The sequence below is a fragment of the Pseudomonas sp. LB1P83 genome, from assembly GCF_054897885.1.
Map to the genome: position 1 here is coordinate 4,446,814 of NZ_CM142709.1, position 21,411 is coordinate 4,468,224.

The following is a 21,411-nucleotide window of genomic DNA, read 5'->3' on the forward strand; positions in this document are numbered from 1 at the left end:
GCCCGGCGCAAGTCAAGGAACGGCGAAAAACCGATTGAAACAGTCTGCGACAAGGTCGGCGCCGGGTTCGTCATTCAGGTGCAAATGATGGCCGCCTGGCAGCTGTTCACGGCTAAAGGGTAGACGCTCCAGCAGTTCGGGATGTTTGGCGAGCATGCCGTCAGCTGCAACCACCAATAATGCCGGACAACTGACACGCTTGACGAAGGCCATCGCCTGCTCGGTTGTAAGACGTAGCGGCGACGGTAGCGTGAGACGGTTGTCGGTGCGCCAGGTGTAACCGCCCGGCACCGGCATGAGACCACGTTGGGCCAGCAGCTCGGCGGCTTCACGACTGACCGCCACCAGGCCTTTCATTCGTGCCTCGATGGCGCGGTCCAGCGTGCTGTAGACCGGTTTGCGTTTTTCCCGCAAATCCAGCTGCGCTTGCAGGGCCATGCCCATGCGTTCGGCGGCATTTTCGCCTTTGTCTGTAGGAGGAATGATGCCGTCGATCAACGCCAGATGCGTGACGCGCTCCGGCATCGACCCGGCGATGATCAACGAAGCGATCGCGCCCATGGAGTGTCCCATCAGTGCAAAACGCTTCAGGCCCAGCTGTTCGGCGACTTGTAGCACGTCGTGGGCGTAGTCCCACATCGCGTAACCGGCACCGGTCGGACGATGCCCGGAGTGACCGTGACCGGCCATGTCGAGGGCGATGATGCGCAGACCTTTGAGCTTCGGCGCCAGTCGGGCGAAGCTGTTGGCGTTGTCCAGCCAGCCGTGCAAGGCGATCACCGGCAGCCCGTCTTCAGGACCGAACAGGTGCGCGGCCAGCTCGATGTGCGGCAGGCTCAGGCGAACTTCTTCGACGACGTTACTCATGCGCAATCCTGCTGGCGACGACCTTCCCAGCGGCTGAACAGGTTTTTCAGCAGCGTGGCGGTGTCTTGCGGACGTTCGAGGGGAAACATGTGGCCACCGGGCATGGTCAGTGATTCGCCCAGCGGCATGCGCCCCACGGAGCTTGCGTGATGACGCATCACCACCCGGCTCTTGTGCCCGCGAACCACCGCCAGCGGCACTTTCAACTGCCGTGCCTGGCCTGGACTGGTGTGCGGGACGCCACGGTAGATGCTGATTTCCGTGGCGGGGTCGAAACGCAGGCGCAGCTTGTCGCCGACTTTTTGCAAACCGTGTTGCAGGTAAGCGTCGAAGCACTCCGGATCAAAGCTGCGGAACAGGGTTTTACCCGCGAAATAGAGTCGCGCCGCTTGCAGGTCGGCAAACTCTTCCCGACGCCCCAATGTACGGCCGGCGGGCGTCAGACGATCAATAAAACCAAAACGTTTGGCCGCTCGGATCACCCATTGATCGGCACGGGTCAACACCGGCGAATCGAGCATCACCACGCCGCGATACAGTTCAGGGCAACGCAACGCCGCGTGTAGATGCAGAACACCGCCGAAGGAATGGCCGACGCCCCAGACCGGTTCCGGTTGCTGTTTCAGATGGTGGATCAGCTCATCCACCAGGTTTTGCCAGTTGTCGTCCGCCGGAAAACGCGGATCGTGGGCGTGCTGTTCCAGATGCGTCACCTGATACTCGGGCGCCAGCGCCGCGAACAATTTGCCGTAGGTGCCCGAAGGAAAGCCATTGGCGTGGGCGAAAAATATCTGTTGCGACATACCGGCAAATCCATGAGCGAGAACAGGGGTTGATTGTCCGCAAGACGCGAGGCTGCGGCAATGACTGTAAGTGCCAGGAATGATGACAGTCCGGTCAGGGGCATGAGCCATTCAGTGTGCGCTGACAATACTGTGGCGAGCGAGCTTGCTCGCGTTCGGCTGCGCAGCAGCCGCAAAACCGGTCGCCGTGGGACTGGAGATCGGGGTGCACCGGTAGGGGCTGCTTCGCAGCCCAGCGGGAGCAAGCTCCCTCGCCACAGGAAATTATCGGGCAGGAAAATGTGGTTCGCTCGACAATCAGCGGGTTGGTGGATTCTCGCCCAGCGGCACCACCGCCATGGTCAACCGCGACACGCAACTGGCCTTGCCCTCATCACTGCTCAAACGGATATCCCAGACATGGGTCGTGCGCCCAATGTGAATCGGTTTGGCCACTGCCGTCACCCGCCCGCTGCGCAGCCCTCGCAAGTGGTTGGCGTTGATTTCCAGACCCACGCAATAGAACTTGCTGGCATCGATGCAAAGATAACTGGCCATGGAACCGACCGTCTCTGCCAGTACCACCGAGGCACCGCCGTGCAGCAAACCGTAAGGCTGATGAGTGCGGTGGTCGATGACCATGCTCGCAGTCAGGGACTCTTCATCAAAGGCTTCGAAGCGAATATCCAGCACTTCGCCGATGGTGTTTTTCTGGATTGCGTTCAACTGCTCGACGTTGGGAGTGGTACGCCACAGACTCATCGTTGCTTTCCTTTGTTGGTTTTATTCGTGGATCAATCCTGCCACAGCACCGCCTCGCTGCGCTCGCTCCATTCTTCAAACCGGTCACCGTAGGCTGCTTCGATCACGTTGCGCTTGATCTTCAGGGTCGGCGTCAGGAAGCCGTTTTCCACGGCCCAACTGTCCTTGACCACCACCAGTCGACGCAAGCGTTCGTGTTTGTCGAGCACGCCATTGACCTCCTCCAGCAGTTTTTCCAGGCTTGAATGCAGCCCCGCCCGCGCCGTTCCGCTGGCATCCTGCTGACCGACCGCCGACAGCACGCACAATCCCAGCGGCGCACTCAAGCCATCGCCGACCACGCACACTTGTTCGATCCGCGAATGCACCGCCAGCCGATTTTCGATCGGTGCCGGGGCGACGTATTTGCCTTTGCTGGTCTTGAAGATTTCCTTGAGCCGCCCGGTCAGGCGCAGGTTGCCTTCGGCATCTTCCTCGCCCTTGTCACCGGTGCGCAGGAAGCCGTCTTCGGTGATGGTTTCAGCGGTTTTCCCGGGGTCCTTGAAATAACCGAGCATGGTCGCACCGCTGCGCACCATGACTTCGCCGGAGTCGGCAATCCGCACTTCTACCTCCGGGCAAGGCTTGCCGATCCAGCCGGGTTTGTTGTCGCCGGGGCGGCCGATGTGGGAATAACCGCAGCTCTCGGTCATGCCGTAGACCTCCAGCACATCCAGCCCCAGTTTGCGGTACCACAGCAGCAAGGTCTGCGGCACGGGCGCGGCGCCGGACAACGCCACGCGCAACGCATCCAGCCCCAACCCGGCGAGTACTTTGTGCCCTACCCGCTTGCCGATGAAGGGCAGGCCGAGCAGGAAGTCGAGGCGTTTTGCCGGGATCTTGCTGTACACGCCCATCTGGAATTTGGTCCAGATCCGCGGCACGCCAAACAACGCAGTCGGCCGCGCCCGCTGCAAATCCGTGAGGAAGGTGTCGAGGCTTTCGGCAAAAAACACGGTTTGCCCGGTATAGATCGACGCCAGCTCGACGAACATCCGTTCGGCGACGTGGCACAGCGGCAGATAGGACAACAGTCGGTCCGACTCATTGAGGCCAAACAACTGGGTGCCGCGCGTGGTGGCGAACCCCAGATTGCCGAAGCTGTGCATCACGCCTTTGGGCAGCCCGGTGGTGCCGGAGGTGTAGATGATGGTCGCCAACTGATCGGCGGCGGGTTTGGGGTCGTCCTGGATCGGCGAGCTGCGCTGCAAGTCGGCCCAACTGAAATCGAAGGTCCCGGGCGGATGCAAGGGCAGGCTGATGGTCGGCAGATCGGCACTGACCCCGCGGGACATGCTCGGCCAGTCATCGAGTTTGCCGATGAACGCCAGCGCTGCTTCGGAGTGTTCGAGCACTTGCGCAACGGATTCGGCGGTGAGGTTCGGGTACAACGGCACCGACACGTGCCCGGCCATCCAGATCGCCAGGTCGGCGATGATCCAGTGGGCGCAGTTTTTCGAGATCAGGGCGATGTGGCTGCCTTGGGGCAATTCGCGGGCCCGCAGCCAGTGCGCAGCGCAGCGAGCCTGATGGCCGACATCGGCCCAGGTCAGGGTCTCGACCTGTCCACCGCCCGTAGGCTGGACCAGAAATCGCTGGCGGGGATGACGAGCTTCACGCTCGTAGAAGACGTCCAGCGGCAAACGAAAAGCAGCAGACATGCGACTCGCTCCTTTATTTTTGGTCTGGAGCAAGCGTAGTCAACCAAGCGGTTGCTTGGTCGACTATTTCACACAAAATCTGCAACACCGCCGGTCTTGTAGGAGCGAGGCTTGCCCGCGAAGGGGCCTTCAAAGACGCCAAAAGCTTCGCGGGCAAGCCTCGCTCCTACAACGGCAAAAGCCAAAGCCAGAACAGAGCCAAAGCCAGAGCCAAAGCCAAAGCCAGAGCCAAAGCCAAAGCTGCTTTACGGGTGTTTGATGCCGTTGAGTTTCATTGCCCCGGCCACCGGCAAATCGCCTTCGAGCTCGGCAAGGCCGGCGGTTCCCACTTTTTCCGGGTCCTGCACATGCCCGTTCTGCAGGAAACCCAGCAGGTTGCCCACCAACGGGTTATGACTGACCAGCAGCGCGTAATCCACCGACACCAATTGCTCTGCGACCGCTTGCGGGCTGTAACCGGGGGTCAGCCATTCAACAGTGCGAATGTCCGGTTGAAAGCCCAGCGCTTCACGCACCAGCTGCGCGGTCTGCTGTGCTCGCAAAAACGGGCTGGCGTAGATGGCTGTAATTGGCTGACCGATCAGCTCGGCGGCGCTAAGCAGCACCTCTTCACAACCATGTGGAGTCAATGCCCGTTCGGAGTCTGGACGCGAGCCGTAAGGCTCGGCTTCACCATGACGCAATACCCAGAGTTTCATAGTTTCGGCTCCTCATCTCGGGCCGGATGTGGCGCTGGCGGCACGGCGTGCGGCGCTTCGCCTTCCGGTGTACGCGGCGTCGGCCAGTCGGCGAACGGCCAGGGTTTCTGGTCGCTGTGGAAGGTGCCGAAACGACCGATCTGCGCCAGGAACTGGCTCAGGCTGTCGCCGAAGTTCATCAGGCTGGCGCTCGGGGCGCCATAAATCAAACGATAGATCAGTTGCACCAGCACCACCGCGCCGAGGATGAACTGCGCCACTTGCCAGACCAGCAAGAAGACGATCATCCATAACACCCGCAGCAGAATGGACTCGTAGGTGGCTTCTGTTTTCGGATCGTTCATGTGCAACTCCCTGCTTTATCTGGAAAGCGTGATCAGTTGAAACCGCTGGTGGAAATGAAGTCGACATCGGTTTTGGGTTCGCCGCGCATCAACAGTTCAATCACTTGATTCAAAGTGCGCCCTTCGAACAGGATCGCGTGCAACCCGGCGACCAGCGGCATATAGACGCCCACTTCCTGAGCCTTGGCTTTGAGCACCTTCAGCGTGTTCACGCCTTCGGCGACTTCACCCAGACGGGTCACCGCATCTTCCAGGCTCAACCCCTGGCCGAGGGCAAACCCGACCTGGTAGTTGCGGCTTTTCGGCGACGAGCAGGTGACGATCAAGTCGCCCACGCCCGCCAGCCCCAGGAACGTCATCGGGTTAGCGCCCTGATTCACGGCGAAGCGAGTCATTTCCGCCAACGCGCGAGTGATCAGCATGCTCTTGGTGTTTTCACCCATGCCCAGCGCCACCGCCATGCCGGCGATGATCGCGTACACATTTTTCAGCGCCCCGCCCAACTCCACGCCGAAACGGTCGGCGCTGGCGTACACGCGGAAGGTGCGGCCATGCAGCGCTTCCTGGACCCGTTGGCAGAGTTCTTCGTCTTCGCTGGCGACCACCGTGGCAGTCAGCGCGTGTTCGGCGATTTCACGGGCCAGGTTCGGCCCGGACAGCACGCCGATGCGCGCTTGCGGGGCGATTTCTTCGAGGATCTCGCTCATCAGCTTGAATGTATGGGCTTCGATGCCTTTGGTCAGGCTCACCAGCAGTTTTCCGCTCAAACGCTCGGCATGCGGGACCAGTACCGAGCGCAACGCGCTGGACGGCAGTGCGACAAAGCACAGGTCGCAGGCGTCCAGGGTCGCCTGCAAGTCGGTCACCGGTTCTACCGCCGGAAGAATCTTGATGCCTTTGAGGTAACGCGGGTTCTCGCGATTGACCCGAATGGACTCGGCCTGTTCGGGGTCACGCATCCACTGCCGAACCTGATGCCCGTTCTCGGCCAACAGATTAGCCACGGCGGTACCAAAACTTCCGCCTCCCAGGACCGCAATTGGGCGCTGTTCAGTCATATGCAATCCGTTAATCCATACCAGTGGCGATGTCGGCATTATACGGAGCGTCCCAGTGGCGGCCAGCCCCCGTGTCAATTACCGACACTTGTAGGAAGAAGACCAATAAATCCTAGGAAAATGCCGGCATCGTGAATGGAAAAGTCGATCAGCTCGGTTAACATGCGCGCCAACTAATCGTTATCAAGGACGTTTCGTGTCGTTTGGCTCTCCTTCACCTCGCTCGCCGCTGGTTCTGGCACTGATTTTCAGCTCGCCATTGCTGGCCGACGACTTGTTTCTCGACAACGAACCGCTGCCGCAAGTGCTCACGGCCACCCGCCTGAAGCAGTCGCCGGCCGCCGTCCCGGGAAGCATGACGGTGATCGACAGCGAATTGATCAACGCCAGCGGCGCGCGGGACATCAGCGAATTGCTGCGGCTGGTGCCGGGCATGATGGTTGGCAACATCAGCGGCAACCAGGCGGCGGTGAACTACCACGGCACCAACGCCACCGAAGCGCGGCGCATGCAAGTGTTGATCGACGGCCGTTCGGTGTACCGCGCCGGCCTGGCCACGGTGGACTGGAGTGATATTCCGGTAGCCATGGAAGACATCGAGCGCATCGAGGTTTTCCGCGGCCCCAACACCGTCAGTTATGGCGCCAATGCGCTGATGGCGGTGGTCAACATCATCACCCGCAACCCGGCCGACAGCCACGGCACGCGGATGAAAGTCACCCGTGGCCAGCGCGGCATCAACGACTTCTATGCCAGCCAGGGCCTGGGTTGGGACGGCGGCGACCTGCGCCTGTCACTGTCCGGCCAACAGGACGACGGCTTCGACACCAACCGCAACGGTGCCGATTATCGCGACAGTCGCCGCTTGAACCGCTTCAACCTTGCCGTCAGCCAGACGCTGAGTGAAAACCAGAGCATCGACTGGCAATTGAACGCCAAGGACGGAACCAACCAGCGGCCTTATACCTACCGCCCGGTGTTCTCCGGGATTACCGCCGCCGGGAACAATTCCGACGTCATTGCCAAGGACTACGCCGGTTCGTTGCGCTGGAACCTGGACATCAATCCTGATCACAGCCTTTATATCCAAGGCTCGGCTCAGCACTGGGACCGTCAGCAGACTTGGCGCGCTTGTGACGCCGAGGTGTCGTTCAGCCCGGAACTGACCGAACTCTGGCAGCTCAACCCGAACTACACCGAACGCCTGGCGCGCAACATCGAGCGTTTTACCGGTCCTGGCGCACCGGCCGGCACAGCGGCGGAACGTGCGCTGGGGAATCAGGTGCTGGCGCAATGGCGCAACGGCGCCCGGCAAACCCTTTGTGGCGACATCGACCAGAGCGCTCGGGAATCGCGCTACGACCTCGAACTGCAAGACACCCTCAGCCTGTCCGACAGTCTGCGACTGGTCAGCGGCATGAACTATCGTTACGACCGGGCAGATTCCGAGACCTACTTTAATGGCACGCTTGATGACACCACTTGGCGGGCATTCGGCCAACTCGAGTGGCGCGCCACCGAGCACTGGTTGCTGCAGGGCGGAGCCATGTTCGAAGACACGCAATTGACCGGCAGCTCGCTGACCCCGCGGGTCGCCGTCAACTATCTGATCAACCCGCGCCACGGCCTGCGCGCGGTGTACTCGGAAGCGATCCGCTCACCGGACATGTTCGAAAACAACGTCAACTGGAGTTACCAGGTTACCAACCTGCGACCCAGCGCCTACGGTCAGACCAGCGCCCGGTATTTCGTCAAGACCCGCGGCCCCGGCGACCTCGAACAGGAACGCATGCGCTCGCGCGAACTGGGCTACAACGGCTACTTCGCAGAGATTGGGCTGACGGTCGATGTGAAGCTGTTCTACGACGAAATCAGCGGCATGATCAGCGAACCGCTGCGCAACAATCAGTACATCGCCAGCAACTCCAACAGCTCACGTTTCAAGGGCACGGAAACCCAGCTGGACTGGCGTCTGAGCAGCGCCGATCGCCTGCGCCTGACGTACGCCTACGTCGACGCCGAGGCGAGCAATCCGCAGGATGAGCTGTTCACTGCGCGCAACAGCGGTTCCGCCGGTTGGCTGCGCAATTGGGGCCACGGCTGGAACAGCGCCCTCTTCTATTATGGTGACGACGCCCTCAACGGCTACCGCTTCGAACGCGTCGACACGCGCATCGCCAAACGCATCCGCCTGGGCAAGGCCAGCCTGGAACTCGCCGGCGTGCTCCAGCAACGCCTCGACCATCAACCCACCACCTTCGTCGATAACAACTACGACGAGCGTCGGGTGCTCTACTTCAGCGCGGAGCTGACGTTTTAAATGCTGCATCGCCTGTCGCGGAAGTCGCCAACCCTTGGCCGCCTGCTGGCAGGGTTGTGTCTAGTGTTTGGCGGTCTGCTCGGCAGCCTGCCGGCACAAGCCGCCGACATTCTGCTGACCGGCGCCGAAGACAGCCCCGGCGTGCAATCCTTTGTGCAGGCGCTGAGCGGCATGCGCCCTGCCGACAGCGTGCGCTTCCAGGCCCTGGACAGCTTGCCGAGGCCGGGCAATCTACCCGCCGATACCCGTTTGATCCTGCTCGATCTGCCGAGCCTCGACTGGCGTCTGCAAGAGACACAAGGTCCGCCGACGCTGGTGCTGCGCATCAGTCGCCTGCAAGCCCATCAACGGTTCGGCGCTGACTTTCCATCGCACCTCAGCCTGCTCTGGAGCGATCCGCCGCTGGATCGGCAATTGCGCCTGACCCGGCTCATCCTGCCCGAGGCCCGACGCATCGGCGTGCTGTACGACAGTCACAGCGAATTCCTGCTCAAGGAATTGCGTCTGTCGGCGCAAGCGTTGGGCCTGGAAGTGATCGCCGGGCGATGGGACAACACCAACGACAGCCGCCCCTTACAGGAGTTGCTAAGGAACTGCGACGTGCTGCTGGGACTCGACGATGCCGATTTGTACAACCCGAAAACCGCAAAAAACCTGCTATTGAGCAGCTACTCGCGGCAACTTGCGCTGGTCGGCCCGAACGCCGCGTTCGTCAAGGCCGGTAGCCTGGCCAGCACCTACAGCGATCAGAACGATTGGCTGGAAGTGCTCGGCGAATTGCTCGATCGCCCGCCCACAGACTGGCCGCGCGCGTTGTATCCGCAACACTTCAAAGTGTTAAGTAACCCGCAGGTGGCTCGTTCATTGGGTATTGAACAGGTGACTGAAGCATTTGTCGCAGCACAGTTGGCCGAAGGAGAACGCCGCCCATGACCTTCCGTCGCGGTTGGGACATCAATACCCGCACGCAGATCATCAGCCTCGGCCCTGCCCTGTTGCTGACGTTGTTGCTGATCAGCTTCTTTACTTTCGTGCGGATCCAGGACTTGCGTCAGGAGCTCAACCACACCGGTCAGCTGATCGCCAACCAACTGGCGCCCGCCACGGAATACGGGGTGATTTCGGGCAACAACGAGGTCCTCGAAAGTCTGCTCAAGGCCACGCTAGCCACCCCGAACGTGCGCTTTCTGGAAGTCCAGGACAGCGCCAACCGGATTCTGGTGTACGTCGAGCAACCGTCGGAAACCCACACCCGCTCGCACCAGGTCGAAGTGTTCCAGGCGCCGGTGCGGCTGCAACGGATCGCCCTGAACAATGATTTTTTCCAGGGCAGCAAAGTCGCCAACACGGCCCCGCCCGAGGATTATCTGGGGCGGGTGATCGTCGGTTTGTCCAATGACGCCTTCAGCCAGCGCCAGCAGGAAATCCTGTTCAAGGCCGGGATCCTCGCCTTGTTCGCCCTGCTGTTTACATTTCTGGTGGCCCGGCGCCTGGCCGGCAGCCTGTCGCAGCCGATCCGCGACATCGGGAACGCCGTGAAGGCGATCCAGGAAGGCGACTACAAGACGCCGCTGCCGATCGTCGATGACACTGAATTGGGTGCGTTGTCGCAACACATCAACAACCTCGCGCAGGGCCTTGAGCAGGCCAGCCGTGAGCAGCATCAGGCCATGGCGCAATTGATCCAGACCCGCGAAGAAGCGGAAAAGGCCAACAACGCCAAGTCCGATTTCCTGGCGATGATGAGCCACGAATTGCGTACGCCGATGAATGGCGTGCTGGGCATGCTGCAACTGCTGGAAACCACCGACATGACCGAGGAGCAGATCGAGTACGCGGCGCTGGCTTCGGAGTCCACCGAACACCTGCTCAAAGTCATCAACGATATCCTCGACTTCTCGCGCATCGAGCGTTCGGAACTGGAGCTTGAACACATTCCGTTCAACCTCGCGGACCTGATCAGCAGTTGCGCCCAGTCGTTCCAGCACAGCGCGGTACAACGCGGGCTCGATCTGGCCCTGGCGATTCCCGAGGACATGCGCGCGTTGCAGGTTCAGGGCGACCCGACGCGAATCCGACAGATTCTGGTCAACCTGGTGGGCAATGCGCTGAAGTTCACCGAACAAGGCCGCGTCAGCATCGAACCGCAATGGCAGTCACTTGATCACGAATTGCTGTGGTTCACCTGCACTGTGCGCGACAGCGGGATTGGCATCTCGGCCGAAAGCCTGGAATTGATGTTCAATGCGTTCCAGCAGGCCGACAGTTCTATTTCAAGGCGTTACGGCGGTACCGGACTGGGGTTGCCGATTGCGCGCACGCTGGCCGAACGGATGGGCGGCACCTTGCGCGCCCAGAGCGAAGAAGGCCTGGGCTCGGTGTTCACCCTTGAAATTCCGCTGGCGCTCTATAAGCAGTCGCTGCCGGAACTGAAGTCACGAACACAGGCCGGCGACGGCCATGGCGAAGGGCGCAATGTGCTGCTGGTTGAGGATAATCCGGTCAACCAGACGGTCATCGAAGCAATGTTGCGCAGTCTGGGCTTTACTGTCAGCGTCGCGACCGATGGCGCGCAGGCGGTGCGGAGTGCCGAGAGCCTGATTTTCGAAGCGATTCTGATGGATTGCCGACTGCCGATCATCGATGGCTACGAAGCGACCCGCCAGATCCGCCAGTTGCCCGGCTGCGCAGACTTGCCGATCATCGCCCTGACCGCCAATGCCTTGCAGGGCGACCGTGAAGCGTGTTTATCGGCTGGAATGAACGATTACCTGGCCAAGCCCTTCAAACGCACTGATCTGCAGCAGATTCTGCAGCGCTGGGTGCAGTAGTGCAGGCCTTTCGACCATCTGCGACTGGCGTGAAAGGCGAAAGTGCGGCAGTCTTAGGCACCCGAACAGGCCCGAAAAGGGGCTTGAATAATAATTTCAGTGCACAAGTGTACATTCATGTCCTTGGTGCTGTGACTTTCACCACAACGCAATAGTCTATGAGTAGGCTGCTGACTTGAAGCATGAACGCTTCGGTCGGCCGGGAAGATTTGCCCCACCCTGCCGCATGGGACTATTGAGGAGCTCGCATGACCCAACAAAACGCCTTTACTCGGGAAGACCTGCTGCGCTGCAGTCGCGGTGAGCTGTTCGGCCCAGGTAACGCACAACTGCCCGCCCCGAACATGCTGATGGTGGATCGCATCACCCATATCAGTGCCGAGGGTGGCAAGTACGGCAAAGGTGAATTGGTCGCCGAGCTGGATATCACTCCGGACCTGTGGTTCTTCGCCTGCCACTTCGAAGGTGATCCGGTGATGCCAGGCTGCCTGGGCCTCGACGCCATGTGGCAACTGGTCGGTTTTTTCCTCGGCTGGCAAGGTCTGCCGGGCCGCGGCCGTGCGCTGGGTTCGGGCGAAGTGAAATTCTTCGGCCAGGTCCTGCCGACCGCCAAGAAAGTCACCTACAACATTCAGATCAAGCGCGTGCTGAAGGGCAAGCTGAACCTGGCCATCGCCGATGGTTCGGTCAGTGTCGACGGCCGCGAGATCTACACCGCCGAAGCCCTTCGGGTCGGCGTTTTCACCTCCACTGACAACTTCTAAGGGTTATCCGCATGCGCCGCGTCGTTATCACTGGTCTGGGCATCGTATCGTGCCTGGGCAATGACAAAGAGACCGTCTCCGCTAACCTGCGTGCAAGCCGCCCTGGCATCCGGTTCAACCCGGAATATGCCGAAATGGGTCTGCGTAGCCAGGTTTCCGGCTCCATTGACCTTCCCCTCGAAGAGCTGATCGATCGCAAGATCTATCGCTTCGTCGGCCACGCGGCGGCTTACGCCTACCTGGCCATGAAAGACGCCATCGCCGACTCCGGTCTGACCGATGAGCAAGTCTCCAACCCGCGTACCGGCCTGATCGCCGGTTCCGGTGGTGCCTCCACGCTGAACCAGATGGAAGCGCTGGACATCCTGCGCGAAAAAGGCGTCAAGCGCGTCGGCCCATACCGTGTAACGCGGACCATGAGCAGCACCGTTTCCGCGTGCCTGGCAACGCCGTTCAAGATCAAGGGCCTGAACTACTCCATCGCTTCTGCCTGTGCCACCAGTGCTCACTGCATCGGTACCGCCATGGAACAGATCCAGATGGGCAAGCAGGACATCGTGTTCGCCGGCGGCGGTGAAGAAGAGCATTGGAGCCAGTCGTTCCTGTTCGACGCCATGGGCGCATTGTCCAGCCAGTACAACGAAACCCCGGAAAAAGCTTCCCGTGCCTACGACGCCAAGCGTGACGGTTTCGTCATCGCCGGCGGTGGCGGCATGGTCGTGGTCGAAGAGCTGGAACACGCTCTGGCTCGCGGCGCGAAGATCTACGCGGAAATCGTTGGCTACGGCGCGACCTCCGACGGCTACGACATGGTCGCTCCAAGCGGCGAAGGCGCCATCCGCTGCATGCAGATGGCCATGTCCACCGTCGATGCACCGATCGACTACCTGAACACCCACGGCACTTCGACTCCGGTCGGCGACGTCGCGGAAATGAAAGGTGTGCGTGAAGTGTTCGGCGACAAGGCTCCGGCCATCAGCTCCACCAAGAGCCTGTCGGGTCACTCCCTGGGCGCCGCCGGCGTTCACGAAGCGATCTACTGCATGCTGATGATGGAAGGCAACTTCATGGCGGGTTCCGCCAACATCGACGAACTGGACCCGGAAGTGGCAGACATGCCGATCCTGACCAAGACTCGCGAAGACGCCACCATCAACACCGTGATGAGCAACAGCTTCGGCTTCGGTGGCACCAACGCTACCCTGGTACTGAAGCGCTGGCAGGGTAAGTAATACCCCTCAGCTGTGCCGCACATAAAAACGCCCCGACTGGTTCGGGGCGTTTTTTTGTGCCTGAAAAAATGTGGAACACCGCAATCCCTGTAGGAGTGAGCCTGCTCGCGATGAGGGAGTGTCAGACAATATTGATGTCGACTGGCACTCCCTCATCGCGAGCAGGCTCACTCCTACAGGTTCGGTGTTGAACTCGAGGTTTTCATCGGCGTGAACATGAAGCTTTTGTCATGAAACTCAACGCCCTGCGACCGAATGCCGCGTGTTTGGCGGGCTGCATGACTTTTGTGGATTTCGCAAAAAACCGTTACCGAACTCAACCGTTTACTTAGCAAGCTACCAAAATATATAACTGAGTCCTGCACACGCCTTGCTGCAGATAACAGAGATTGGAGCTAGCAGATGACTGTAAAAGTAACTGAACGCGACGATTCACATAAATCCCACGAAGGTGTAGCCGCCGGTATCCGTATCTGGGATGTACACCAACAAGACATGCTCGTGGGGATGTTCCACTCCGGAACCGATGCTCACCAGTACAAGGCCGAGCTGGAGGTGCTTGAAAAGGCCCGTGAGACCATGAGCAGTTAAATCAAATTCTACAGCGGTGCAGCCTGCCGCCAACGCAGGCAGGCTGCAGTCGACCCAAATGGAAATTGACCCTGTTCAATACAGCTGAACAGCCGCCAAATAAATTGTGTCGTCCACAAGCACCGAAACGACGTCATCAACAATTAGCCCCGCCTCAAGCTTCACCACTTCACACTCTCCTCTCCCCATCCCGTCATTTCTGACAGCAAACTGTAGGGAAGTGGGATGGAGTTTATCTGCATCAAGGGACATACCACATGCGATCAGAAAATCAATCTTCGCACCAGAAAGTTCAAGTTCCTTATCACGTTCATTCTCTTTCAGAGCATAATAATCAAGACACATATTAATGCTGTACGGGCAATTCGGAACAATGCTATTCACGAAGGCCTCGCCATAATTATCCCAATAACTATGTTCCGCCACTACACTACTTTTATCTTTGACCTTTACAGCAACCTCATCAGAAAGCTGAAAAAGCCAATATCCATCCACGAACCCGACATTTACGCCAAAATCGATACCCGAGACATATCGCTTCGGCCACATCGACATGAGCGGCGTACCACTAGCCTTATAATTATGATTAGTCATGGACAACAAATAATTAATAACATCGTAATAGCTGTCATCCCCCTCTCCAACCTTGATAAGCGTCGCGCAACTTCCCGCTAGCAATACAATCTTTCCGTACTGCTCCGTCGGCAAGTCACTCATCAACGACTGAACGTATTGCGGCACCTCGTTCAGATAAGCCGTGGTCAGTTCCTGTAGTTCCTCCTCACTGTCGACTTCACGCCAAGGGACATTCCAGAAGAATTCCGGCAGCGTGAAGAAAAGGCACTCCGATCCACCATGATCCTCACGCGCGGCTTTTGCAGCAATCTTTATTTTCCTGCGAACATGTTCAACCCGTATACCCAATTCACTCTTGACGTACTCAGTGATTGATTGGCCGGGCGCTCTCAAGTGTGTAAAGTTCGGTTTAAAAGTTGGCTGACACAACGAAGCAATGCTGACTAGCATTTGTAATATCCTTATACTTAACAGTTCATTCCGATAATTTCGCCCCCTTGTTCAAATAAACACCTCCACACAATAACGACACGCACGACAACAAACACGTCACGACGACTCTATAGCAGAAAGGATAAACACTGAAAAAGAAGAACTTGAAAGATCGTAGCGACACGAGCTTTCAAGTTCAATAGATCAAATATTCGCAATTACTAGCAGGCATGTAGAAGCCAAAAGTAACAACTAATTGTTTACCACATTAGATCATCAGGAATCTGATAGGCCGCGTACGGATCGTCCTCGGCAGCGACTTCTTCGGTCTTCACATTCAGCTGCACAATCCGCTGCGGATCGCGCTCCTGGATCTTCAGGGCCGCCTCACGTGGGATCACTTCGTAACCGCCGGCATGGTGCACGATTGCCAGGAAACCATTACTGAGCTGGTTGCGCATCAGCGTGTTGACGGAGATGCGCTTGACCTTCTTGTCGTCAACGAAGTTGTAGTAGTCCTCGGTGGTCAGCTTCGGCAAGCGCGAGACTTCGATCAACTGCTTGATCTGGGCCGCGCGGGCCTTGGCCTCGACTTTTTCCTGCTGCTGACGGTTCAGCTCCTGGTCGCGCTTGACCTTCTCGGCCTTCGCTTCCTGAGCCGCACGCTGCTGGGAGTCATCGAGTTCAATCTGGCCTTTGTGGGCCAGGCGTTGCTGCTTCTGTTTCTCTTTGCCGACCTGTTTGGCCTGCTTTTGGTTGACCAGCCCTGCTTTGAGCAACTGGTCGCGAAGGGAAATGCTCATGGTGCTTATTTCTCACTTAGGCAACTGCTCAACCGCAGCTGGGCAAATTCTTTTCCTGACGTTTGGCTTCACCCCATAGGGCGTCCAACTCTTCGAGGGTGCAATTTTCTATGGGACGGAGGGTGTCGCGCAATGCCTGTTCGATAAAACGGAAGCGTCTTTCGAATTTGCTGTTGGCGCCACGCAGTGCAGTTTCCGGATCAACCTTCAAATGACGCGCCAGATTGACCACGGAAAACAGCAGATCACCGACTTCATCAGCAATGGCTGCCGAGTCGTTGTCGGCCATGGCTTCGAGTACTTCATCGAGTTCTTCGCGGACCTTGTCCAGCACCGGCAAGGCGTCCGGCCAGTCGAAACCGACCTGCCCTGCGCGCTTCTGCAACTTGGCCGAACGAGACAGCGCCGGCAGTGCGGCGGGCACGTCGTCGAGCAAGGACAGCTGTTCGGGTGCGGCAGATTTCTCGGCGCGCTCTTCAGCCTTGATCTCTTCCCAGCGCTGCTTGACCTGTTCTTCACTCAGGCGCGGTACATCCAGCGGAGCGTACAGATCCCCGGTGGGAAACACATGAGGATGACGACGGATCAGCTTGCGGGTGATGCTGTCGATGACGCCGGCAAATTCAAAGCGCCCTTCTTCCCGGGCCAGCTGGCTGTAATAAACCACCTGGAACAGCAAATCGCCCAACTCACCCTGCAAGTGATCGAAGTCACCGCGCTCGATGGCGTCGGCGACTTCGTAAGCCTCTTCAAGGGTGTGCGGGACGATGGTGGCGTAGGTTTGCTTGATATCCCACGGGCAGCCGAACTGCGGGTCGCGCAGACGGCTCATCAGGTGCAGCAAATCTTCAAGTGAATACATCAATCAGTCTCTACACATTGCACTTGTAGGAGCGAGGCTTGCCCGCGAAGGCGGTGTGTCAGGTATGACGCCTTCGCGGGCAAGCCTCGCTCCTACAGAGGGCGTGTCTTCACGGGGTACGGTTACGCCGGGTTTCGATGATGTTCGGCAACTGGGAAATTCGCCCCAGCAACCGACCCAGTGCATCCAGCCCCGGAATCTCGATGGTCAGGGACATCAGCGCGGTGTTGTCCTCTTTGTTCGAGCGGGTGTTGACCGCCAGCACGTTGATCCGCTCATTGAGCAGCACTTGCGACACGTCACGCAGCAAACCGGACCGGTCGTAGGCGCGGATGATGATGTCCACCGGGTAGGTGAGCACCGGCACCGGGCCCCAGCTGACCTGGATGATCCGCTCCGGCTCGCGCCCACCCAGTTGCAGCACCGAGGCGCAGTCCTGACGGTGAATGCTCACGCCACGGCCCTGGGTGATGTAACCGACGATGGCATCCCCCGGCAATGGCTGACAGCAACCGGCCATTTGCGTCATCAGGTTGCCGACGCCCTGGATCTGAATGTCGCCGCGCTTGCCCGGTTTGTAGCCGGTGGCTTTGCGCGGGATCAGTTCCAGTTGCTCGTTGCCGCGTTCCGGTTCGACCAGTTGCTGCGCCAGGTTCACCAGTTGTGCCAGGCGCAAATCGCCGGCACCCAATGCGGCGTACATGTCCTCGGCGGTCTTCATGTTGGCCTTGTCGGCCAGCTTGTCGAAGTCCACCGCCGGCAAGCCAAGGCGAGTGAGTTCGCGTTCGAGCAAGGTTTTGCCGGCGGCGACGTTCTGATCGCGGGCCTGCAATTTGAACCAGTGAACAATCTTCGCCCGCGCTCGCGAGGTGGTGATGTAACCCAGGTTCGAGTTCAGCCAGTCACGACTCGGTGTGCCGTGCTTACTGGTGATGATCTCGACCTGCTCACCGGTTTGCAGGCTGTAGTTGAGCGGTACGATGCGCCCGTTGATCTTCGCGCCACGGCAGTTATGACCGATCTCGGTGTGTACACGGTAGGCGAAGTCCAGCGGCGTCGCGCCCTTCGGCAGGTCGATGGCGTGACCATCCGGGGTGAAAATGTAGACCCGGTCCGGCTCGATATCGACCCGCAGTTGTTCGGCCAGACCGCCGATGTCGCCCAGCTCTTCATGCCACTCGAGGACCTGACGCAGCCAGGAGATTTTCTCTTCGTAGTGGTTGGAGCCAGATTTGACATCGGTGCCCTTGTACTTCCAGTGCGCGCAAACGCCCAGCTCGGCTTCTTCGTGCATGGCGTGGGTGCGGATCTGCACTTCCAGCACCTTGCCCTCGGGGCCGATCACCGCGGTGTGCAGCGAGCGGTAGCCGTTCTCTTTCGGGTTGGCGATGTAATCGTCGAACTCTTTCGGGATGTGCCGCCACAGGGTGTGGACGATGCCGAGCGCGGTGTAGCAATCGCGCATTTCCGGCACCAGCACGCGCACCGCGCGCACGTCGTAGATCTGGCTGAACTCCAGACCCTTGCGCTGCATTTTGCGCCAGATCGAATAGATGTGTTTGGCCCGGCCGCTGATGTCGGCATCGACGCCGGTGGCCTGCAATTCATTCTTGAGCTGGCTCATCACATCAGCGATGAAGCGCTCGCGATCAAGACGCCGCTCGTGGAGCAACTTGGCGATCTGCTTGTACTGATCGGGCTCCAGGTAACGGAAGGACAAATCCTCCAGTTCCCACTTGATATGACCGATGCCGAGACGGTGAGCGAGCGGCGCGTAAATGTCGAAGACTTCACGGGCAACGCGGTTGCGCTTCTCGTCGTCGGCGGTTTTCACCGCACGGATCGCGCAGGTGCGCTCAGCCAGTTTGATCAGTGCGACGCGAACGTCGTCGACCATGGCCACCAGCATTTTGCGCAGGTTTTCGACCTGGCCCTGGGTGCCCAGCACCAACGATTGACGTGGGCTGAGGCTGGCGCTGATCGCCGCCATGCGCAACACGCCGTCGATGAGTTTGGCGACCACCGGACCGAAGCGCTGGCTGACTGCCGGCAGTTCGATCTGGCCTTCGCGCACGCCGCGGTACAAGACCGCCGCGACCAACGAATCCTGATCCAGTTTGAGGTCGGCGAGAATCTCGGCGATCTCAAGGCCCGTGCGGAAACTGGAGGTCCCTTCGGACCATAGATTCTTCGCCGCATTGGCTTGTTGTTCAGACGCGCGAGCGAACTCGCACGCGTCCTTCAAGGCTTCGCGATCCAGTGCCAGATCGACACTGACCGCATGATCGAGCCAAGCCTCGAGATTGATACTGCCGTCGGTGTTGATCGGCTGGTGTGCTCTCACCTGTACCATCTTGCTTACCTTCCCTACGACGCAGATTCAATGCGTCAAATCGCTGACCTTCATTGCCCGATTACCCTCACGGGGCTAATGCGAGAGCTGCATGGGCGGCCAGTCGGACCAGACGAGCCGTCCTAGCTCGCTTCAAATAACGCCATGGCCTCGACATGTGCCGTCTGAGGAAACATATCGAGAATCCCGGCACGTTTTAACCGGTAGCCCTGCTTGATCAATTCGGCCGTATCGCGCGCCAGCGTTGCCGGGTTGCAAGACACGTACACCAACCGCTTGGCGCCCAGGGACGCCAGCTTGCGCACGACCTCGAAAGCACCGTCACGCGGTGGGTCCAAGAGTACCGCACAAAAGCCTTCGCGCGCCCATTCGGCATCGGTCAAAGGCTGGGATAAATCGGCCTGAAAAAACTTCGCATTATGAAGATTGTTGCTAGCCGCATTTTCGGCGGCCCGCTCGACCATCGCCTGCACGCCTTCGACCGCCACCACTTCGCGAACGGCTTTGGCCAAGGGCAAAGCAAAGTTACCCAACCCACAGAATAGATCGAGAACGCGCTCATCCGCTGTCGGCTTCAACCAGTCCAGCGCCTGGGCGATCATCGCTTCGTTGACCCCGGCATTGACCTGGATGAAATCCCCCGGCCGGTACGCCAGGTTCAAATCCCACTGCTCAAGTCGATAGCCCAACGACTGATCGACTTCGACCGGTTGTGGTTCGCCCTCTCCATGCAGCCACAATTGCGCTTCATGGAACGCGCAGAAATCCTTGAGGATCGTCAGGTCGGCGTCGGACAACGGCGCCATGTGCCGCAGCAGAACTGCCAATGACGATCCGGCGAACAATTCCACATGCCCGAGCGCCTGAGGTTTGCTCAAACGTCTGAGCATTTCCGGCAAGCGGGTCATGATCGGCTGCAAGGGCTGTACCAGCACCGTGCACTCGTTGATGGCCACGATGTCCTGACTGCCCGCCGCACGGAAACCGACTTCGAGCTTTTTCGCCTTCATGTCCCAACGCACCGCCACTCGGGCGCGACGGCGGTAACCGAATTCCGGACCACTCAACGGCGCTGCCCACTCTTGGGGTTCGACACCGGCGACCTTGGACAGTTGCTCGGCAAGCATGCGCTGTTTCAGGGCGAGTTGTTCGGCGTGCGGCAGATGTTGCACGCTGCAACCGCCGCAGCGACCGGCATGCGGGCACGGTGCCGGACGGCGCAATTCGCTGGCCTGGAACACACGTTCGGTGCGCGCCTCGACCACTTTGCCGTGGGCGCCCAACACGCGCGCCTCGATTTCTTCACCGGCCAATGCGCCGATGACGAACCAGGTGCGACCTTCGAAAAACGCGATACCGCGACCGTCATTGGCCAGGCGCTCGATGCTCAAGCGCTGCTTTTTGCCGGTCGGAATTTGCGGGGCCTTGCTGCCACCGGTGGGTTGGAAGCGCAGGCCTCTCTCTTGCTTGGCCATCAGTTGGGCGCGTCGAAAATGCCGGTCGACAAGTAACGGTCGCCACGGTCGCAGATGATCGCGACGATCACCGCGTTTTCAACTTCCTGGGACAGGCGCAGCATCGCTGCCACGGCGCCGCCCGAAGACACGCCGCAGAAGATGCCTTCTTCACGGGCCAGTCGACGGGTTACGTCTTCGGCTTCGCTTTGCGCCATGTCGACGATCCGGTCCACGCGCTCGGCCTGGTAGATCTTCGGCAGGTATTCCTGCGGCCAGCGACGGATGCCCGGGATCGCCGAACCTTCCATCGGTTGCAGGCCGATGATCTGCACGTTGTCGCTCTGCTCTTTCAAGTAGCGCGAGACGCCCATGATGGTGCCGGTGGTGCCCATAGAACTGACGAAATGGGTGATGGTGCCCTCGGTCTGGCGCCAGATTTCCGGGCCGGTGGTGGTGTAGTGCGCTTCGGGGTTATCGCCGTTGGCGAACTGATCCAGCACCTTGCCACGGCCTTCGGCTTCCATTCGCTGAGCGAGGTCGCGCGCGCCTTCCATGCCTTCTTCCTGGGTGACCAGAATCAGCTCGGCGCCATAGGCCGTCATCGCGGCTTTACGTTCGGCGCTGGAGTTATCCGGCATGATCAGGATCATCTTGTAACCCTTGATCGCGGCAGCCATCGCCAAAGCGATACCGGTGTTACCCGAGGTCGCTTCGATCAGCGTATCGCCGGCGTGGATCTGCCCGCGCAATTCAGCGCGGGTAATCATCGACAGCGCCGGCCGGTCCTTGACTGAACCCGCCGGGTTATTCCCTTCGAGCTTGAGCAAAAGGGTATTGCTGGTGGCGCCAGGCAGGCGCTGCAAACGGACCAGCGGAGTGTTGCCGACGCAATCGGCGATGGTTGGGTACTGCAAGGTCATGGCGTATTCGCAATCCAGACTGCGGGGGCGCCTATCATACCGGCAAACCCGCGCAGGCC

The 21,411-nt window shown here is 59.5% G+C and carries 19 protein-coding genes; 6 read left to right on the forward strand and 13 right to left on the reverse strand.

Translation table 11 applies throughout. The annotated features are described in order from the left end of the window. Nucleotides 1–12: 12 nt before the first annotated feature. The 7 genes from ACYZTY_RS20390 to ACYZTY_RS20420 form a co-directional block, all read right to left on the reverse strand. Complete coding sequence (locus tag ACYZTY_RS20390) at nt 13–867, reverse strand: alpha/beta hydrolase (RefSeq protein ID WP_461955216.1); 855 nt, start codon at nt 865–867, stop codon at nt 13–15. Next, nucleotides 864–1,670, reverse strand: coding sequence for an alpha/beta fold hydrolase (locus ACYZTY_RS20395; RefSeq protein ID WP_461955217.1), 807 nt, complete (start codon nt 1,668–1,670; stop codon nt 864–866). Before ACYZTY_RS20395 ends, ACYZTY_RS20390 begins: the two co-directional genes overlap by 4 nt. A 297-nt stretch (nt 1,671–1,967) precedes the next feature. Continuing rightward, nucleotides 1,968–2,411: a hotdog fold thioesterase gene (locus tag ACYZTY_RS20400; protein WP_131063372.1), complete on the reverse strand. Its 444-nt coding sequence runs from the start codon at nt 2,409–2,411 to the stop codon at nt 1,968–1,970. Between the two features lie 32 nt (nt 2,412–2,443). Further along, entirely contained in the window at nt 2,444–4,111 is a 1,668-nt protein-coding gene (locus ACYZTY_RS20405) for an AMP-binding protein (protein ID WP_461955218.1), read from the reverse strand. Between the two features lie 245 nt (nt 4,112–4,356). Then, on the reverse strand, nt 4,357–4,809 hold the full coding sequence (gene sixA, locus ACYZTY_RS20410) for a phosphohistidine phosphatase SixA (protein WP_461955219.1): 453 nt from the start codon (nt 4,807–4,809) through the stop codon (nt 4,357–4,359). Further along, nucleotides 4,806–5,153: a DUF4389 domain-containing protein gene (locus ACYZTY_RS20415; RefSeq protein ID WP_010457073.1), complete on the reverse strand. Its 348-nt coding sequence runs from the start codon at nt 5,151–5,153 to the stop codon at nt 4,806–4,808. The genes sixA and ACYZTY_RS20415 overlap by 4 nt, the downstream gene beginning before the upstream one ends. Before the next feature lie 32 nt (nt 5,154–5,185). Beyond that, nucleotides 5,186–6,211, reverse strand: coding sequence for an NAD(P)H-dependent glycerol-3-phosphate dehydrogenase (locus tag ACYZTY_RS20420; protein WP_403106015.1), 1,026 nt, complete (start codon nt 6,209–6,211; stop codon nt 5,186–5,188). Nucleotides 6,212–6,407: 196 nt separating this feature from the next. Between ACYZTY_RS20420 and ACYZTY_RS20425 the strand changes: the two genes are divergently transcribed. The 6 genes from ACYZTY_RS20425 to ACYZTY_RS20450 all read left to right on the forward strand — a co-directional run bounded on the left by ACYZTY_RS20425 (nt 6,408) and on the right by ACYZTY_RS20450 (nt 13,949). After that, on the forward strand, nt 6,408–8,531 hold the full coding sequence (locus ACYZTY_RS20425; protein ID WP_461955220.1) for a TonB-dependent receptor plug domain-containing protein: 2,124 nt from the start codon (nt 6,408–6,410) through the stop codon (nt 8,529–8,531). Continuing rightward, nucleotides 8,532–9,464 carry an ABC transporter substrate-binding protein gene (locus ACYZTY_RS20430; protein ID WP_461955221.1) on the forward strand — a complete coding sequence of 311 codons (933 nt, stop codon included), beginning with the start codon at nt 8,532–8,534 and terminating at the stop codon, nt 9,462–9,464. Continuing rightward, nucleotides 9,461–11,362 carry an ATP-binding protein gene (locus ACYZTY_RS20435; protein WP_461955222.1) on the forward strand — a complete coding sequence of 634 codons (1,902 nt, stop codon included), beginning with the start codon at nt 9,461–9,463 and terminating at the stop codon, nt 11,360–11,362. The genes ACYZTY_RS20430 and ACYZTY_RS20435 overlap by 4 nt, the downstream gene beginning before the upstream one ends. A 248-nt stretch (nt 11,363–11,610) precedes the next feature. After that, nucleotides 11,611–12,126 carry a 3-hydroxyacyl-[acyl-carrier-protein] dehydratase FabA gene (gene fabA, locus ACYZTY_RS20440; RefSeq protein ID WP_111451717.1) on the forward strand — a complete coding sequence of 172 codons (516 nt, stop codon included), beginning with the start codon at nt 11,611–11,613 and terminating at the stop codon, nt 12,124–12,126. Between the two features lie 11 nt (nt 12,127–12,137). After that, nucleotides 12,138–13,358 carry a beta-ketoacyl-ACP synthase I gene (gene fabB / locus ACYZTY_RS20445; RefSeq protein ID WP_461955223.1) on the forward strand — a complete coding sequence of 407 codons (1,221 nt, stop codon included), beginning with the start codon at nt 12,138–12,140 and terminating at the stop codon, nt 13,356–13,358. Nucleotides 13,359–13,760: 402 nt separating this feature from the next. Next, nucleotides 13,761–13,949, forward strand: coding sequence for a hypothetical protein (locus ACYZTY_RS20450; protein WP_461955224.1), 189 nt, complete (start codon nt 13,761–13,763; stop codon nt 13,947–13,949). A gap of 75 nt (nt 13,950–14,024) precedes the next feature. Here ACYZTY_RS20450 and ACYZTY_RS20455 read toward each other — a convergent pair whose 3' ends face one another. From ACYZTY_RS20455 to cysM, 6 genes are all read right to left on the reverse strand, one after another. After that, a complete protein-coding gene (locus ACYZTY_RS20455) occupies nt 14,025–14,975 on the reverse strand; it encodes a hypothetical protein (RefSeq protein WP_461955225.1) in 951 nt (316 codons plus the stop codon). A 242-nt stretch (nt 14,976–15,217) separates the two neighbouring features. Next, the gene (locus ACYZTY_RS20460) at nt 15,218–15,760 is read right to left on the reverse strand and encodes a DUF2058 domain-containing protein (protein WP_461955226.1); all 543 of its coding nucleotides are present in this window, start codon (nt 15,758–15,760) and stop codon (nt 15,218–15,220) included. A gap of 28 nt (nt 15,761–15,788) precedes the next feature. Further along, nucleotides 15,789–16,622: a nucleoside triphosphate pyrophosphohydrolase gene (mazG, locus tag ACYZTY_RS20465; RefSeq protein ID WP_461955227.1), complete on the reverse strand. Its 834-nt coding sequence runs from the start codon at nt 16,620–16,622 to the stop codon at nt 15,789–15,791. A 109-nt stretch (nt 16,623–16,731) separates the two neighbouring features. Further along, nucleotides 16,732–18,975: a GTP diphosphokinase gene (relA, locus tag ACYZTY_RS20470; protein ID WP_461955228.1), complete on the reverse strand. Its 2,244-nt coding sequence runs from the start codon at nt 18,973–18,975 to the stop codon at nt 16,732–16,734. A gap of 122 nt (nt 18,976–19,097) precedes the next feature. Next, nucleotides 19,098–20,450 (reverse strand): 23S rRNA (uracil(1939)-C(5))-methyltransferase RlmD, encoded by a 1,353-nt coding sequence (gene rlmD, locus ACYZTY_RS20475; protein ID WP_461955229.1) that lies wholly within the window; start codon nt 20,448–20,450, stop codon nt 19,098–19,100. Then, nucleotides 20,450–21,352, reverse strand: coding sequence for a cysteine synthase CysM (gene cysM, locus ACYZTY_RS20480; protein WP_461955230.1), 903 nt, complete (start codon nt 21,350–21,352; stop codon nt 20,450–20,452). Before cysM ends, rlmD begins: the two co-directional genes overlap by 1 nt. Between the last annotated feature and the right edge of the window lie 59 nt (nt 21,353–21,411).